The organism is Yoonia sp. GPGPB17 (assembly GCF_037892195.1).
In the GTDB taxonomy this organism is placed as follows: domain Bacteria; phylum Pseudomonadota; class Alphaproteobacteria; order Rhodobacterales; family Rhodobacteraceae; genus Yoonia.
On the sequence record NZ_JATACI010000002.1, the window covers coordinates 1,343,779 to 1,360,131 of the forward strand.

General features: G+C 56.0%; 16 protein-coding genes and 1 tRNA gene. 8 read left to right on the forward strand and 9 right to left on the reverse strand.

All coding sequences use genetic code 11. From position 1 onward, the window contains the following. Positions 1-10: 10 nt before the first annotated feature. From QTO30_RS07290 to QTO30_RS07305, 4 genes are read right to left on the reverse strand one after another with little or no spacing between them, the layout of a single operon-like run. On the reverse strand, positions 11-1,117 hold the full coding sequence (locus QTO30_RS07290; protein ID WP_340423486.1) for a DNA polymerase III subunit delta': 1,107 nt from the start codon (positions 1,115-1,117) through the stop codon (positions 11-13). Next, positions 1,114-1,722 (reverse strand): dTMP kinase, encoded by a 609-nt coding sequence (gene tmk, locus QTO30_RS07295; protein WP_340423487.1) that lies wholly within the window; start codon positions 1,720-1,722, stop codon positions 1,114-1,116. Before tmk ends, QTO30_RS07290 begins: the two co-directional genes overlap by 4 nt. Continuing rightward, positions 1,719-2,885 (reverse strand): D-alanyl-D-alanine carboxypeptidase family protein, encoded by a 1,167-nt coding sequence (locus tag QTO30_RS07300; protein WP_445327180.1) that lies wholly within the window; start codon positions 2,883-2,885, stop codon positions 1,719-1,721. Before QTO30_RS07300 ends, tmk begins: the two co-directional genes overlap by 4 nt. A gap of 41 nt (positions 2,886-2,926) precedes the next feature. After that, positions 2,927-3,862 carry an SPOR domain-containing protein gene (locus tag QTO30_RS07305; protein ID WP_340423489.1) on the reverse strand — a complete coding sequence of 312 codons (936 nt, stop codon included), beginning with the start codon at positions 3,860-3,862 and terminating at the stop codon, positions 2,927-2,929. 246 nt (positions 3,863-4,108) lie between these two features. On the opposite strand from QTO30_RS07305, the gene QTO30_RS07310 reads away from it, so the two are divergent. Then, positions 4,109-4,198 (forward strand) — tRNA-Ser (locus QTO30_RS07310). 306 nt (positions 4,199-4,504) lie between these two features. On the opposite strand, the gene QTO30_RS07315 is transcribed toward QTO30_RS07310, so the two are convergent. The 3 genes from QTO30_RS07315 to QTO30_RS07325 are packed head-to-tail and all read right to left on the reverse strand — an operon-like array spanning position 4,505 to position 7,177. Further along, positions 4,505-6,223: a recombinase family protein gene (locus QTO30_RS07315; protein WP_340423492.1), complete on the reverse strand. Its 1,719-nt coding sequence runs from the start codon at positions 6,221-6,223 to the stop codon at positions 4,505-4,507. After that, entirely contained in the window at positions 6,220-6,783 is a 564-nt protein-coding gene (locus QTO30_RS07320; RefSeq protein ID WP_340425892.1) for a DUF2924 domain-containing protein, read from the reverse strand. Before QTO30_RS07320 ends, QTO30_RS07315 begins: the two co-directional genes overlap by 4 nt. Next, entirely contained in the window at positions 6,710-7,177 is a 468-nt protein-coding gene (locus tag QTO30_RS07325) for a DUF3489 domain-containing protein (RefSeq protein ID WP_340423494.1), read from the reverse strand. Before QTO30_RS07325 ends, QTO30_RS07320 begins: the two co-directional genes overlap by 74 nt. Positions 7,178-7,765: 588 nt before the next feature. Between QTO30_RS07325 and QTO30_RS07330 the strand changes: the two genes are divergently transcribed. The 4 genes from QTO30_RS07330 to QTO30_RS07345 all read left to right on the forward strand — a co-directional run bounded on the left by QTO30_RS07330 (position 7,766) and on the right by QTO30_RS07345 (position 11,696). Beyond that, a complete protein-coding gene (locus QTO30_RS07330; protein WP_340423496.1) occupies positions 7,766-8,623 on the forward strand; it encodes an Hsp70 family protein in 858 nt (285 codons plus the stop codon). Further along, positions 8,616-9,458: an Hsp70 family protein gene (locus tag QTO30_RS07335; protein ID WP_340423499.1), complete on the forward strand. Its 843-nt coding sequence runs from the start codon at positions 8,616-8,618 to the stop codon at positions 9,456-9,458. The genes QTO30_RS07330 and QTO30_RS07335 overlap by 8 nt, the downstream gene beginning before the upstream one ends. Continuing rightward, positions 9,448-10,263 carry a hypothetical protein gene (locus tag QTO30_RS07340; protein WP_340423502.1) on the forward strand — a complete coding sequence of 272 codons (816 nt, stop codon included), beginning with the start codon at positions 9,448-9,450 and terminating at the stop codon, positions 10,261-10,263. The genes QTO30_RS07335 and QTO30_RS07340 overlap by 11 nt, the downstream gene beginning before the upstream one ends. A gap of 83 nt (positions 10,264-10,346) precedes the next feature. Then, positions 10,347-11,696, forward strand: coding sequence for a hypothetical protein (locus QTO30_RS07345; protein WP_340423505.1), 1,350 nt, complete (start codon positions 10,347-10,349; stop codon positions 11,694-11,696). Between the two features lie 221 nt (positions 11,697-11,917). Here QTO30_RS07345 and QTO30_RS07350 read toward each other — a convergent pair whose 3' ends face one another. Then, positions 11,918-12,745: an acyl-CoA desaturase gene (locus QTO30_RS07350; protein WP_340422937.1), complete on the reverse strand. Its 828-nt coding sequence runs from the start codon at positions 12,743-12,745 to the stop codon at positions 11,918-11,920. A 168-nt stretch (positions 12,746-12,913) separates the two neighbouring features. On the opposite strand from QTO30_RS07350, the gene QTO30_RS07355 reads away from it, so the two are divergent. Next, positions 12,914-13,228, forward strand: a complete 315-nt coding sequence (locus tag QTO30_RS07355) for a metalloregulator ArsR/SmtB family transcription factor (RefSeq protein ID WP_340422939.1) — start codon at positions 12,914-12,916, stop codon at positions 13,226-13,228. A gap of 135 nt (positions 13,229-13,363) precedes the next feature. Here QTO30_RS07355 and QTO30_RS07360 read toward each other — a convergent pair whose 3' ends face one another. Continuing rightward, complete coding sequence (locus tag QTO30_RS07360) at positions 13,364-13,939, reverse strand: TetR/AcrR family transcriptional regulator (protein WP_340423507.1); 576 nt, start codon at positions 13,937-13,939, stop codon at positions 13,364-13,366. A gap of 83 nt (positions 13,940-14,022) precedes the next feature. Here QTO30_RS07360 and QTO30_RS07365 point away from each other — a divergent pair, with 83 nt between their 5' ends. Beyond that, positions 14,023-15,108 carry an enolase C-terminal domain-like protein gene (locus tag QTO30_RS07365; protein ID WP_340423509.1) on the forward strand — a complete coding sequence of 362 codons (1,086 nt, stop codon included), beginning with the start codon at positions 14,023-14,025 and terminating at the stop codon, positions 15,106-15,108. 23 nt (positions 15,109-15,131) lie between these two features. Continuing rightward, entirely contained in the window at positions 15,132-16,025 is an 894-nt protein-coding gene (locus QTO30_RS07370) for an alpha/beta fold hydrolase (RefSeq protein ID WP_340423511.1), read from the forward strand. Positions 16,026-16,353 lie beyond the last annotated feature (328 nt).

Genomic DNA, 16,353 nt, shown 5'->3' on the forward strand with positions numbered 1-16,353 from the left:
TTCGCGGCTTTCAGGCTACGGCGGTCCCTTGTGCCGTCTCTTCAATCTTGAAAATCATATCAAGGATCAGCGCCGCAGGGTCAAGGTTCACCGCGCGCCCATGACGTGATCGGTCGGTCAGATCCTGTTGCAGTTGGGCCCAGTTCCGCGCAGCGCGGTCATGCGGTGCAATGCGTGCCAGCAACCGCGCCTCCCCCGGGGCACCTTGGGCCGACGGCTCGCCCAACAATCCGGCACGGGCCGCACGCGACAAAAACAGATCAATCAGGTCCAGCGTCATGCCAAAGCGCACTTCTGCTGCTTTGCCCACACAGGCATCGGCCAAACGCAGCGCTGAAGGGCGATCAATGCGCGGCAGTTTGTCCAAAGTCTTGATTAACTCGGCATAAAGCGCCAGCCCATCGTGGTTCAAAAGCCGGATCGCGTCGTAAGCAGAGCCATTAGCAAGAGCGGCAAGACTTTCGGATTGCTCTGAAGGGTGACCCGCCTGCGCCAGTGCCCGTTGCAAATCATCAGCATTCAAACGGGCGCAGCGCAATTCGCGGCAGCGCGACCGGATCGTCGGCAAAAGGCGCGACGGCTGATGCGCAATCAATAGAATTGTGCAGTTTGCGGGTGGTTCTTCCAGCTCTTTCAGAATGGCATTTGCCGCGTTCCGGTTCAGCTCATCCGCCGCATCCACAATCACCACACGCCGTCCACCATCCGCTGCCGACATCTGAAAAAAGCTTTTCAGACTGCGAACAGCATCAACGGTAATCTCGGATTTCAGTTTCTTGGTTTTTTCGTCCCATGGTCTGCGGATCAAAGACAAACGCGGATGGGCACCCGCTTGGATCAGCCGCGCATCCGGATGATCGGGATCGACAGCAAGCGTCGGATCACCAAAAAGGCCCACCTCTGGATCGGACAACAAAAAGGTCGCAATCTTCCATGCCAGCGTGGCCTTGCCCACGCCGCGCGGCCCGGTGATCAGCCAACCTGAATGCAGGCGCCCTGCCCCGAAGGCCTCCAGAAAATCGGCCTCTGCCTTGGCTTGCCCATAAAGTACGTTGGTTTCGCGCGGATGCGGCGCACCAGCAATCCGGTCAGGCTCTGGGATAACGTCATCGCTCATGCGTAGGCTGCGATTTCACTGGCGATCTGATCGGGCGTGCGATTCCCATCAATCAAAATACACCGGTTTGGGTGGGCATGTGCCAAAGCCAGAAAACCGTGGCGCAGGGTTTCCTGAAAGCCCAGACCAAAATCCTCAAATCGATCTTCGCCAGACTTACGCGCCAAACCGCGCTCCAACGCCGTCGCCGGGTCCATGTCTATGATGAAAGTTAAGTCTGGCTCACGCCCGATCATCAGCGTGTGCAGGCTGTCGACCATGCCACGCAGATCACCACGGGTCGCCCCTTGGTAGACACGGGTGCTATCTGCGAAACGGTCGGAAATCACGGTCTTGCCCGCTGCCAAAGCAGGTTCAATCGTCTTTTCCAGATGGTCCCGCCGTGAAGCCGTAAACAGCAGGATTTCGGTTTCAGGCGACCACCGGTCCGGATCGCCGGTCAGGACCAACTGGCGAATTTCCTCGGCACCGGGGCTGCCGCCCGGTTCGCGGGTCAGCACAACATCGTCTCCGCGCGCGCGCAGGTGATCCGCAAAGCGGCGAGACTGCGTGGATTTACCGGACCCGTCGATGCCCTCAAAGGTAATAAAGCGGGGCTTGCTCATACCTCTTCCGGCACCTCATCCCCGCTACCGGGGCCAAATTTCTGCCAAAGCACCAAGGCGGCGGTGCGCATGCGCGTCGCAAAACCGCCGCGTGCCACATCTGCCTCGGCAACCAATGGGATGCGCTTTTCCGGCAGTTCATCAAGCGTGATCACAAGTTCGCCCACTTGCTGACCTGCGGTGATCGGGGCTTCAATCGGACCATCATAGACAACCTGCGCCTCGATCTCGCCTTGGTTCAAGACCGGAACCAGCAAGGAAAAATCTTCGGCCACAGTTAGGCCGACACTGGGCAATTCCCCCATCCAGACATCAGCAGATGCGATACGTGTTCCCGCCTCGGCCACTTCCTTTTCGGCAAACTGGCGGAAGGCCCAGTTGATAATTCTCGACGACTCTTCGGCCCTCTCTTGCCGCGTCTCCAATCCGGTCACGACAAAGATCACACGCCGATCACCCTGCTTGGCCGATCCAACAAGGCCAAAGCCTGCCTCTTGGGTATGACCGGTTTTCAGACCATCGGCACCAATGCCCATCGACAAGACCGGATTGCGGTTACGCGAATTGGACGGCACCCGGCCATCAAAAGGAAATTCCGTTTCAGCAAAGAGAGGATAAAACGTTGGGAAATCAGTGATAAGGCGGTTCGCCAGAATGCCCAGATCCTCCATCGACATACGGTGACCTGCGGCAGGCCACCCGCTTGAATTGACAAAGGTCGAGTTCATCATACCCATCTGACGCGCGCGATCCGTCATCATCCGGGCGAAACCGCCCTCTGTACCATCTGGTGACAAAGCCTCGGCCAAAACCACGCTGGCGTCATTGCCCGACACAACGATCACGCCGCGTAACAAGTCTTCGACGCGCACCCGATCCGTGGTGTCAAGAAACATGGATGATCCGCCAAAGCTCGCGGCATGCGATGACACTGCCAGTTCTTCGTTGATGTCCAGACGGCCGTCGGCCACGGCCTCGAATGCCATGTAGATAGTCATTAACTTGGACATGGAGGCTGGCGGCAAAGGCGTATCCGCGTTCTTTGACAAAAGCACGGTGCCAGTACTTTGATCATAGATATAAGCGGCTGTTGCGTTCGTTTCGAACGCCGCGCCCCACGCCGGAGCAACGGCGAGCGCGGCCATCAAGGCAAAACGGCGCATTGGTCCAAATCGCAGCATGAAGGCTCTCCTTTTTCGCCGGGCTATTCAGCGTCTTCAATCAAGAAGGTATCGACAAAACCCAATTCTTTGAGGCGGGCAATGTCAGCGGCATCAGACAGCGGGCCAGCCGTCACACGCCAAACGGTGCGACCGCCCAGTTCTTGCGGGGTGGCGGCTGCATCAATGCCTGCAGCTGTAATCGTGCCGACCGCCGCATTGGCATTCGCCTCCACACTATAGATCCCGATCTGCGCATTAGCGCCTTCAGGCAGTGGCGACGTGGCCGCAAGGACGGACGATACATCGACCGTATCGGCAGCTTCTGCCGAGGCCGCGGCTGTTTCTTCGACGGCCGCAGTGGCGGCTTCGACAGCGGCTGGCAACACCACGGCTGCCGCCGCCGCAGCGCTTGGATCATCGGCGCTCTCAGCGGCAGGCTCCAACGGTTCTTCCTCAACAGCGACTGGCGTTTCCAAACTCGCGACAACAGGGTTCTCGGGTTCTTCGACCTCAACCTCTTCGCGGCGCAAAACGACAACCTCCAGCCGTGTGGGCGAACCGGGCAAAAGCCCCAAAGCTTCAGCTGCATCAGACGACACTTGCAACAACGGGCCCGGATTTTCACGCTCGCGCCGGAACAAGGCGCCAATAATCTCTTGTCCACTTTCGGAGTTGCGGATCACGACACGCTCGGGATCAGTCACCTCGGGATGGGCCACCCAGACACCGCCAAGCGAGGGGCGGCCATCCCATAAACCATTGTCAGTGATGGCAAAAATGTCGGGGCGCTCGATGTCGACATTGCGCTGCGGACGTTGGTTGAGCGCATTGGCAGGCAGTGGTGTTTGCGCAGTTGCACCTTGCGATGTCGGAAATGCAAGACCTCCGCTTTCATCACAAGCGGCCAGCCCCATTGCACCAATCAATGCCAGTGAAAGTGGCCACCGTCTGGTGTTCAAAATCAAAAAGCCCGTCATCTTTTGCCCCTCTTTTGCACGCACCCTCGTGCAAGTATCCACTGTCACACAGCCGTGTCTATTCCCGCTCTCTACCCGTTTTTCGGGTGTGATCGTGCGTCCCAAATGAAGTCCAGTACGATCTTTGACAAAATGATAGCGCTCGATTGGGTAATTTGAAAGGCTCTGAGGGATTTTGTCGGCGGATTTCCCCAAACGATGAACCTGCTTTTCGAATCAGAAACGAACCGCTAACAGGGCCAAGTCGGAGGAGTGGCAGAGTGGTTGAATGCACCGGTCTTGAAAACCGACGTAGGTGAAAGTCTACCGTGGGTTCGAATCCCACCTCCTCCGCCAGACACTCCATTTCTCAATGCTGTTTGGCTTTTCCCTCTGATTTCTCTTTCGATTTCATGAGCTTACCCACACCGGGTCTTGCCTGGAGACGCTTTTGCGGTGCGTTGCGGGCCAGATTGACTGCTCAGTCTCAGGTACTGGGGTGCACCGGTTCCCTTTTTTCCACGCCGCTGGATATGCGCCGCAGGGAGGTGATCTTTGGAGAATCTTAACGGTGGAGCGCGCGGCTAAATCCAAACTCAGGCGCGGCGAAGGGTCGATTTGATGGTGTTCAATGTCCCTTTGAAGCGCCTTTGAACAGCCCGTTTAAAGCCCGGCGATCAGGTCTCGCTGGGCGCCCCACGCCATGGGCAGCGTGTTGGACTTCACCCATTCGGATGTGAAGCCGGTAGGTTGCTTGCCCGCAACAACCTGCGCGAGGACATCGGGTGCCAGAAAGGCCAGCGGGATCATCTGCGTGATGCGGTGGCGGTCCGTGCCTGTCTCCTCTGCGACCGTACCCAGTGTCTTGCCACCGGTGATGTGGGCATACCAGTCACGGGCCAATGCGATGTTGCGCAGGAGCGTCATGTCGATCTCTGCTTGGGCATCCCCGATCACCAGCCTGGTTTCCACGCCGCGGCGACGCAGGTTGAGTGGAGCATCAAAGGCAAGCGCATCCACATTCAGATGACCGACCTCCCTGCCGAGGCATTGTGCAATGGCTTTTGGGGCCAGCCGCACCACGGCCTTACCGTCAGTCAGTGTCACGCTTTCAACGCAGGCAAGCAGATCGGCTTGCGACAGGTCAGCAAAGCGCTTGGCCAGCGTCGGTAGCGCTGCGAGATTGCTGGTATCTGGCGCAGCTTGCAGGGCGAGCAAGTTTGTGGGCGTGCCAAGATAACTGCGCAACGCGGCGGCGACCTGCCCTTCGATGGTTATAGCAGGGAGCCGCCAGGCATCCGGATGGTCCTTTGCACGCCCGCTCACCAGAGCCCGGGAGATGTAGTAGCGATGCCGCCTCCCCTTCTTCTGGCTATGTGTCGGTGTCAGCGCGATGCCCTTTGCATCAAAGAGTTTGCCCTTGAGCGAACTGGGCGCAGGGGTATTGCGACTGCCGCGGGGGCGAGCGGCCTCCTTTGCAAGCCGGGTCTGGATGTCCTCCCAGCGCGCCGGATCAATGATCGCCGCATGCTGACCAGGATAGACCACATCATAGTGCCGGATCCGCCCGGCATAGATCGGGTTGGTCAGGATCTGGTGGATATGACTGCGGGTGAAGGGGGTGCAAGCTGCACCTTGTTCATGTGCAGTGGTCGAAGCATCCGGTCCGGAACAGTCCATATCAGCAATCGACCGCCGCGGCGACTTGCCAAGCCCCTCCTTGCTCGCGGCATCAGCGACAGCAGAGAGCGTCCCTTGCCTCTCGTAGAGATCATAGAGCTTGCTGATCGTTGGTGCTGTCTGAGGATCAACGACAAGGCTTCTGCCCTGTGGCTGATAGCCAAGGGGCACCGTCCCTCCCATCCAGAGCCCCTTCTTCTTGGAGGCCGCGATCTTGTCGCGGATCCGCTCAGCGGTCACCTCACGCTCGAACTGCGCAAAGCTCAGCAGCATGTTGAGTGTGAGCCGTCCCATGCTGGTTGCGGTATTGAAGGACTGTGTGACAGAGACGAAGCTGGCCGCAACTTTGTCCAGCCTGTCGACAATCTTTGAGAAGTCCGACAAGGCGCGCGTGAGCCGGTCAATCTTATAGACAATGATCTGATCAATCTGGCGCGCATCAATCAAGGCCAGCAGCCGTTGCAACGCCGGGCGCTCCAGGGTTCCTCCTGACAGCCCGCCGTCATCAAAGCGATCTGGTACCAGTTCCCACCCTTCGGCTTTCTGGCTGGCGATGAAGGCCGCACAGGCCTCATACTGGGCATCCAGCGAGTTGAAGTCCTGATCAAGGCCCTCTTCGGTTGATTTGCGGGTATAGATCGCGCAGCGGATACGACGGCGGGGTTGCGGCGTCGCGCAGGCTGATGGCTTTGTTCGCGTCATGCTGCCGCCTCCTGATCGGCTTCGGCAGCGTTGCTCGTGACCGATCTGTCGACTGTGCGACGGCTCTGCAATCCAAAGAACCGCGGGCCTGACCAATGTGCACCGGTGATGTGACGGGCCAGCGCCGAGAGCGATGCCCATCTCCGCCCTTCCATCTCAAAGCCCGCATCAGTGACACTGACCCGGTAGAGATGCCCGTTCCATTCCCGGACAAGCTGGGTGCCGGGGGTCAACCCAGGCTGCAGCACGGGCGCTGATGCTTTTGCGGCGGTGAGACGTTTGAGGTCCCGGAGCACCTGCGGGCGCGGTCCACCAAGGGCCTGACACTGAACCGTGTAGCTGAGTGCAGCCCGCAGGAATGGCACCGACAGGCTCTTCGGTGGCGGCGTTTTGTGTACTTCCTTCCACAGACGCAGGAGCTCGGTGCGAGATGCTGACGCAATCTGTTCCAACGTTGACCCAACGTCCGCACGTGCGGGGGCCTTGTCATGATGACGCCGCCTTAGCGGCAGTGGCCTTCCCGTTCGACGCAGCTGCGTCTTGATCCACACCCACGGCATCCAGCGCAACAAGCCGATACCGTGTTCCCCCGGCGGTCTTTGTGGTGACGACGGTCATCCCCGCTTTCCGCAAGCCACTGATCGCCGCGCGCACGGAATGCGGCAGTAAGCCAAGGCGCTTGCCAAGTTGATCCGCCGACTGCGGGCGTTTGCGCTGCAGGGCCTTGATCAGGGCTTCCCGACGCGAGGTCCGTTTGGGTTTGTCAGGCATTAGCTCGAACGGCGGTGCGGATGCGAGCAACTGTTCCTTGATGGTCTTCGCCCCTGGCGATCGTCGCGTCGCCCTACGTCCAGATCGTGTGCCCTTCGCCGTTGCGCCAGCCTCGCACTGTCCGAACGCTGCACTCGCGCCTTCACATGCATCATCCTGCGGCTTGGGTGTTCTCGTTGACATGGTGTTCTCCTTTGCGTCTCGCGGGGCATCTGCGCCCCCGCACCACGCAAAGCCCGCAAGCCGGGCCACCCCTGCGACGCAGGACAACCACACTACCGCTTCCTATGTACCAGAAGTCGAGAGGAAAGAGAGGCGGGCGGTAGATTGCTTCAACGTGCACCAACGTCGCGATGCGCACGAAGCGGACTTTGCAAAGTCTAGGTATTGGTCTCCGCTTCGGATTTCTATTGGTCCTTTATGTGTCTCAATGGTAAGTTGCATGCTGGAGCCCGGCGCGGCTAAGGGGAGCGAAGAGCCCCAAGTGCTTGATGCTGCACCATGCACTTAGGCCCGCTTTCGGGCTTCAGACAAAATTGCCTCTCAAATGGCTGTCCATGACCGACATTGACGGTGTCTTGCCATGCTACGATTGCAGCCCGCTTGATGCGGTTCAGCTTTCATTGATCGCACCAGTTGCTCAACAGTCATAGCATGGAGCTTGAAGTCGTCATTACACGCCTTCATAACCGAATACATACGCGCCAATTGGCGCCATCACTTCAGTAAAAACCGGCAATAGGAGTTCTTTTGACGATGACGGGCCTAGCTGTGGGAATCGATCTCGGAACTACGAATTCGCTGGCTGCGGTTTACAGTGACAGTGGAGAGATCCTTCTTGTCAAAAACCACAACGACGAGGTTCTAACGCCCTCAGTTGTCTCTTTGACAGATAACAATGAACTACTGGTTGGGCGTGGCGCAAAAAGCCGCCTTGTTCTTGCACCGGATAGATCTGCGGCAGCCTTTAAGCGAGCGATCGGCACGACGAAGGAATTCAAGCTTGGACGTACCGGCTATAGCGCCATCGATCTGTCCGCCTTGGTCTTGCAAGAACTGCAAGAGCTTATCAAAGCGCAATTTGATGCCCCGATCGAAAGCCTTGTGATCACTGTTCCGGCCTATTTCAACTCAATCCAGCGCGAACAAACGCTGGCGGCCGCGGATCTGGCAGGATTATCGGTGTCCCGCCTTATCAATGAGCCGACGGCAGCGGCACTGGCCTATGGTTTGCAAGACAGGGATGCGGAAAGCACATTTGTGGTTCTGGATTTGGGTGGTGGCACGTTTGACGTTTCAATTCTGGAAATGTTCGATGGTGTGATGGAGGTGCGTGCCTCGTCGGGTGATGCCTTTTTGGGTGGCGAGGATTTCACCCTTGCGATTGCCTTGCATATCGCGGAAGAGCATGACCTGAGATTCCAAAAGCTGAAAGCGCTTGAGCAGGAAAAAATCCTGAGTGCGGCAGAACAGATCAAGCAATCCCTGTCGTCACAGGCGGATGCAACCGCCAGCCTGGAAATTGGAAAGTCGACCTTTGATATCACAATCACCCGCGCGCAGTTCGAGGACGTCTGCGGCGATCTGACCGCCCGATTGCGCTCTACCGATCGAACGCTGCTTGTATGATGCAAAACTTTCGGTCGATGAAATTGACCGGGTTCTTTTGGTGGGCGGATCAACCCGCATGCCGCTGGTACGCAGTATGGCGTCAAAGCTGTTCCAGAAACTGCCCGAACGCGGCCTAGACCCTGACGAGGTTGTCGCGATGGGTGCTGCTGTTCAAGCCGGACTTGTTCAGAAAAATGCGGCCCTTGATGACGTTGTCATGACCGATGTGTCGCCATTTTCCATGGGAATCTTGTCGCGCAATGAAACCATGCATGGTGTCATCAACGGTGCGTTTTCGCCCATCATCGAGCGCAACACGACGATCCCCACAAGCCGCGTGAACTATTTCAACACCACCCGCGACAATCAAACCGAGATTTTGGTTGAGGTTTTTCAGGGCGAGGCCCCCTTGGCCCAAGACAACATCCGGCTGGGCAGCCTGCGCATCGAAGTCCCGCGTGCTGCGGCTGGTAAGGAAAACATATCCGTCCGGTTTTCCTACGATGTGAACGGTCTGCTTGAGGTCGATGTGACGGTTCTTTCGACCCAGAATACCAAGTCCATCATTATCGAGGGTGGTGCCAAGACCCTGAACCCCGCTGACAGGGCGGCCAGTTTGAAACGGCTGTCGAAGCTAAAGCATCATCCGAGTGAAAGCCGCAAGAACCAAGAAATCATCGAGGCATTGAACGAGCTCTTCGCGATGCATCTGGGTGCCGACAGAGAGCACGTCGCCGGTCTTTTGGCGGGCTTTTTGACTTCTCTTGACAGCCAAGACGAAAAAACCATCGCAAAGGCCCAAAAGCAGACGCAAGAGGCGATCGAGGCCATGCGCGGATTCTATGTCCGTTAATAGGGGCTGGCCTTGGTCAGTTCTGGATATTGATCCCAAAGACGCGGACAAGCGCGGCGTCAAACGGGCTTATGCCAAAAAGCTAAAGCTGGTTGATCCACAAGAAGACGCTCAGGGGTTTCAGGACTTGCGCACGGCCTATGAACAGGCGCTGCAAAGGGTGCAAAGCAGTGCAAGCGTCACGGCCGTTTTGCCTGAAACACCGGCTGTTCTGGCGCCAGAACGGCCAAAGGTTGAGACCCCACCACCTGCGCCGCCGGTTCAGGCCCCGCCAAAACAGCCGCATGAACAAAAGGCGAGCCCGCAACCCCCGTTGGTTCCCCCCGCACCTGAGTATGAGACCAAACCGCGCCCTGACGCTTTGGTGACCTTGGTTTCCGAAACCAAGGATTTACTTAAGCAAGGTGATCTGCGACCAGAAAAGTGGCGCCCGATTTTCAATGGCCTGGTTGATCTGGATTTCAACCAGACGCGTCTTTACGAGAAAGAACTGCTGCGTGGTTTTGACACCCATCTGTGTCCTGATGGTGTGCGGCCAAGCCACGTGATCAAACGCCCTTGGCTAGAGCTGTTGGACAAGCGATTTGATTGGTTTTCGCATGGGTTGGTGTTTCAGCGCAAACACCCCGAGCATTTTAAGACATGGTCGTATCTGAACGATATCTACCGCCCACCATTGACCGAAAAGCAAATCCAAAGGGCGCGGCGCAAAGCGGATTTGTTACGCGACCCGAAGGTTCCTTTTTATCTTCGGTGGTGGTTCTTGCTCGGCGGATACTTCTTGCTGATGGTTTGGGCGTTATGACCTATGGCGATTGAAGTGAGACGTGCGATGGTGATCGTCGGATGCTAAGACGGATCTTATCAATACGGATACGCGGATATTCCGTGCGGCGTTGGTTCCTGACGATGTTGGCGTTGTCCATCATTTTGACCCACGCCATCGGCAGCCCGTTCTGGTACCGGATCGCGGCTGGCACGCGGATCACACAAACCGAAATCGTGCCGTCATCAGCCGTTCGCCGCCTGACAGGGTCCTTGGCGCTGAATGACTACGATGACGAAGACGCAAATCACATTCCGATGCGCCGCATGATTCAACGCGCCATTGACGCAGAACATGCTGGCGAAAGCCGCGAAGCTGCGCGTGGTGCGATCCGTCTGCCCGTTCCAACAGTTTTTCTGGCGCTGCCGGAATTGCAATTGAACGACCGGGATCGGCCAGGCCACCGGTTCAGGTGCAATCATCGGCGTGAAGAGTGCAGCATCATGCTGCAAAGCTCTGCCTATTTTGTGCACATAATCGAAGCGCCGAATTTTATTTCGCGACTGCTGGTCGACCGGCCTCTGCTGGCGATCAGGGAGAACGATCAGGGTGTGCTGCTGACGGGTCTGCGGTTTCCCCGACCAGAGATTTGGCGCGATGGTTTTGCAAGAGTGACCGAAGGGTTCCCGCCATCCAAGACGCGTCTTGCGATCACCGGCGGACCCGTGCTTGACCAAAATGTCTTCAACCCTACGGATTTGAACCTTTCCAGCTTTTACAACGGGACGTTTCTAGCGGTTCCGCCATTCATGGCGTTTGATATGGATTACACGCTGGATTTTCGTCAACCAGAGACCAATTTCCTTACGAGTTGTCGCCAGTTGTATGGTTTGGACGAAAACGCGGTGACCAGTGAGCTGGCAAGGATTGATCCGTGTGTATTCGATGTCGATGACACCCCAATGTTCACCCTGACGCAATGTGACGCGACCAGCGGGACTTGCCCCGGTCGTGGAACCATTCCTGCCGACGATTTGAAAAACCATGAATTCGTCAGGTCTGGCGCGACAGAGAATATCTCGCTTGGGTTTCTGGATGACAGGTCGCGGGCTCTGCTCGAGATCGCCAACAGGGCAAAAGGCACAGATAGCAGCACCGGTTTGGTTGACCTGCCGGACCGGATAGAGATCGTTAGAGAAATCGTCATTGACTACCTAACGATCGCGGGTTTTTCGGCCCAGTCAGCCGAGTTCGAGAGGTTTTTGGCGGCAAACCCTGATTTGGATATCGATACCATGCGGGCGACGTTTCAAGTCGTGCCTGATGCACTAATCAGTCAGGCGATGTCTGTTGCGCTAGAACGGCAACCGCAGCTTTGGGTCTGGCATGGCTACGCGGAATACATCGGGCCTGAACTTCTTGATGGACTGGCGCGGGACCTTGTTAGAATGGGGCTCGCTCGGCCATACTAAGGTGCAAAGACTGCGAATGCAGCATTTAAAAAGTGGACATTGGCAGCGCGGAGCGCAAGTACGGCTTTGTCCGCACAGCTGTCATAGGCACCGACTAAATCGCTGATCTTTATCCGCTACACAGCCGCAAGTCCGCTTTGAGCCCAGACTTACCGATGCTGCACAGTGTACCAAAGTCCGCTTTGCCTCTGGGCAACATCGGATCAGGCGTGCTTTCGATCTTAGGATGTCTGCGGAACTCCCATGTTTTCGGGCTCTAACCTTTTGAGGCCGTCGCGTTCGGGTAAGTCTTCTGGTTCGCGGATTCTGTGCGCCAAACCAATAGCCGCGAGCGACCTTATGAACCAATAGCCTGGGTCCAGTTGCCCCTTTTCGATGCCAAGTCTGGCTGAGTGCGGGAATGCGTGGTGATTGGAGTGCCAGTTTTCGCCGAAGGTGAGTAATCCGAGACCAGGTAGGTTGTACCCCTGAACTGGCAGGCCTTCGACGGTCCATCCTTGATGTCCGCCTCTATGCGCAAAATGTCCAACCAACCAGTGTCCGCTCAAAGAAACTGCTACGCGCAAGCAAACTCCCCACAACACAAACTCAACACCACCGATCAGAAATAGTGGGACGGCCACGACAATTTGTTGTGCCATCCAATGCCGTTCAATCCACTGATATACGCGGTCATTTGCAATCTCTGGTTCGATTTCAAATTTTGGTGGATGGTCCAGATCGAACCGGCAATGCATTTGCCACCATGCGTCCTGCCAAAAACCCGCGCCATGGCTTGGATGAGGAGGACAGACAGTTTGGCGTTGATGCCAGTCCCGCATGTCATGTGCTCGGATCATACCGAACGGTCCCGCCATACCGACCAGCGTACCAAGCCAGACGAGCATGTATTCCAGCCACTTAGGCGTTTCGAATGACCTATGAATGAGGAGCCTGTGCATGCCCACGGAATGTCCGGCGCAAACAGTGATTGCCGTTGTTGTCAGAAATACAAGACACCCGCTCCAACTCGGTGTCCAGATGATCGCGAGGACACCTCCCATGAGCATAAAAAGGAACCATATCGACTTTATCGCATCCCAGCGAATGGTGCCTTGTGTCGCGTCGGTATGACTTTTGGGATGTACACGTTCTGTTGAGTGCAGGCGCATCTTGAATACTCCAGTCAAAACATTTACAGTATTAGATATATAACTAATAAGTTAAAAGGTGAACTCATGTCAAGCCCCGACAAGGTATTCGAAGCTTTGGCTTCTACAACGCGTAGAAGGATACTAGCGTACCTGTCCGAAGGCCCGTTATCGGCTGGAGCCGTTGCCGAGCGGTTTGATATGTCGCAACCGGCTATTTCCAAGCATTTGTCAATCTTGGAGTCCGCGGATTTGATCTGGAAAAAGCGGGAAGGCCAGTTTGTGAACTACGGAATGAAGGCGGACAACTTGGGCGGCACCCTTGCAAAGTTCATGCAAGAGGTCTGTCCACCCAGCCGAGCTTTGAAGGCCGAAAGGCGTGCCGAGAAAGACAAAGACTAAACAAGACTTACGCGATTGAGTGACAGTGAAAACTGACCTTCGCGCAACCGCAGCGAAAGCCCGCAAAGTCCCGCCTTGTTCGAATTCGGGCTCATTGAAGAGAATGGCTGCATTTCAGGTGCTGAAACGCAGCCATTACTCCAATTCCCCCGACAGAGCTTTGCTTGCTAAGTTGCTTCCGATCGCGAAGTATTCTGGATCGCCGTGGATCACGGTGAGAGCAACTGCTCCCTCCATCGCAACGACAATTTGTTCTGCAATTCTCTTTGGGGCGCTGATGCCGCGACGGCTTAACTCATCAGAAAGCCAAAAAATGAGGGCCGACTTGTGCCGCTGCGAGGCTTTGCGAACTGGATGACCGGGAAGATCAGCGAGTTCCATACCCAGTCGCGTGAACCCAGACCCTGTCCAGCCAGGCTGCGTTGACCATTCTGCCAGCTGCGCAAAAAGACCTGCTATAAATACCTCCGGTTTAGGAGTGCTTGGCGCGGTCCAATTTCGAAACGCAGCAACCGACTGCTCATTTTGCTTGTCCAATACAGCTCCGACCAAGGCATCTTTGCTCGTATAGTGATAGTACAAAGTGCGCTTGGTCACACCCGCCGCGACCGCGATATCATCCATGCTGACACGGGCGAACCCTCTCTTGAAGAACAAGCGGAATCCAGCATCAAGGATAGCGGACAAAGTTTTTTCTGACGATCGCGGCATCCGCGGAATGTATACTCAGTAGTGTATAAACGTCACGGCAAAATCGACGTAAAGGCAGTCCATCGCAATGATAGGCGCCTCAGATGCCATCACCCAAGATCACAAAAATCACAGCGCGCCCGGTCCTTGCACCGCTTAAACAGCCTATTACGACGGCGACAGTTTCCATTCCCAAAGCACCTTTAGTTCTCGTCGACATCATGACCGATAAAGGTATCGTTGGTCATAGCTATGTCTTCACATACACAACGGTCGCGCTCGCTCCAATGGTGCGTCTCATCGAAGATATAGGCTCTGGCTTGATAGGAAAATCGGTTCATCCTGTCAGCCGCATGGCCGAAATGGAGCAATCATTCAGGCTCTTGGGGCGGCAGGGTCTTATTGCGATGGCGTTGGCCGGTTTGGACATGGCGCTATGGGACGCGCTTGCAAAAGCGCAGGATTTTTCAGTAGCGCAGATGTTGGGTGCGTCACCAATCCCGGTTCCTTGCTACAATAGCCTAGGCGTGTTTGAGATTGGTCGGGATGAACCTCTGCTTGCGCAGTCATTGGCTGATGGGTTCAAAGCTATCAAGGTCAAGGTGGGTGTTGGAAGTCTCGCGCATGATGTTGAGACGCTACATGCCATCAGAAGCGAGATCGGCCCGGAAATCCGGCTAATGATCGACTACAATCAATCATTGACTGTTCCAGAGGCCATCAGGCGGATCAAGCGATTTGAGGAGGAAGGGTTCCAACTTGATTGGGTTGAAGAACCCGTCACCGCAGAAGACTTTGTGGGCCACAACGCGGTTCGTTTTGCCGTAGATACCCCCATTCAAACAGGCGAGAACTGGTGGATGCCAGACGATGCGGCTCGCGCAATTCAGGCGAGTGTCAGCGACCATGCAATGCTCGATATCATGAAGATTGGCGGCATAACAGGATGGCAACGCGCCGCATCTTACGCACATGCGGCATCGCTTCCGGTCTCAAGTCACTTATTTATCGAAGTGAGCGCTCACGTTCTTTGCGTTACACCCAATGCACACCTGCTTGAATTTCTGGATGTGGCAGGGTCGTTGCTAGAAGAGCCGTATTTGGTTGAAAATGGCGCGTTGACACCAAAAGGGCCAGGGCTTGGGATCAGCTGGGACGAAAGTGCAGTACAAAGAGCAGTGGTGCAATAGGATCAATGAACGGGAAGCTCTTTATGCAAATCAAGTCAGTGAATTCTGGTGTACTAAACGTCGGTTATGTTGAATCTGGACCAACTGACGGTTGGCCCTGCATCCTCTTGCATGGATTTCCGTATGATCCCTTGGCCTATTCGGAATCCACAAAGATAGTGGTAGAACAAGGTGCGCGCGTAATTGCGCCATATCTACGTGGATTTGGGCCTACAACCTTCCTCGCTGCGGACAACCCACGCTCAGGCGAACAAGCCGCGTTGGGGGCTGACTTGCTTGCACCGATGGACAGCCTAGAAATAGAACAGGCTGTCCTCGGAGGATACGATTGGGGTGGACGGGCGGCTTGTGTTGTTGCTGCTTTGTGGCCCGAACGAGTGACCGCTTTAGTCAGCGGAAACTCCTACAACATTCAAGATATCGCAAATGCCATGACCCCGTCATCGCCCGACATGGAAGCAGCATTTTGGTATCAGTATTTCTTCCATTCTGAACGCGGTCGTCGCGGTCTAGAGGAGAACAGGAAGGGCTTTGCCCGCAAGCTTTGGCAAATGTGGTCACCTACCTGGCTCTTTAACGATGCGGATTTTGATGCGACTATGCCCTCGTTGGATAATCCCGATTTTGTCGACGTCGTCATTCACTCGTACCGACATAGGTTTGGCCTTGTGCCTGGTGATCCGACGTACGTAGACATCGAAAAGAGGTTAGCTGCTCAGCCTAACATTCGGGTTACGACAATTTGCATTGACGGAGACGCCAATGGCGTATCAGAGCAAACGGCCCACCACGAACCACGGTTCACCGGCGGCTACGACTACCGTGTTTTTGCGGGCGCGGGTCACAATTTGCCTCAAGAACGCCCAGAAGCATGGGCCAAGGCGGTGTTGGACGCTCAAACCAAAAGCAGACATTGATCAGGTGAGCCGTAGTGGCCGGTTTGTCCGCGACTCGCCCGCTCGAGCATCCCGATCCAATGACGGCTTCGGGCTGCTCCCGCCGTCTGACCAAATCAGTCAGATGGCTGCTTCGGGGCATTCCGACTATGATCTGCAACGCAGTGAATGGCTGCTTCCGAAACGGTGGGGTCTTATCGACAAAATACGCCTTCGATGACTCGGCCACTGTTGGTTACTGTAGAGGTGGAGTAGTCGTAGCAGTATGGCGTGCCAGATGGTGCATAACGGATGTAGTAACTTCGGCCTTCATAGAGCTTTGTTGCACAAACAAGGCCATGCATACCCC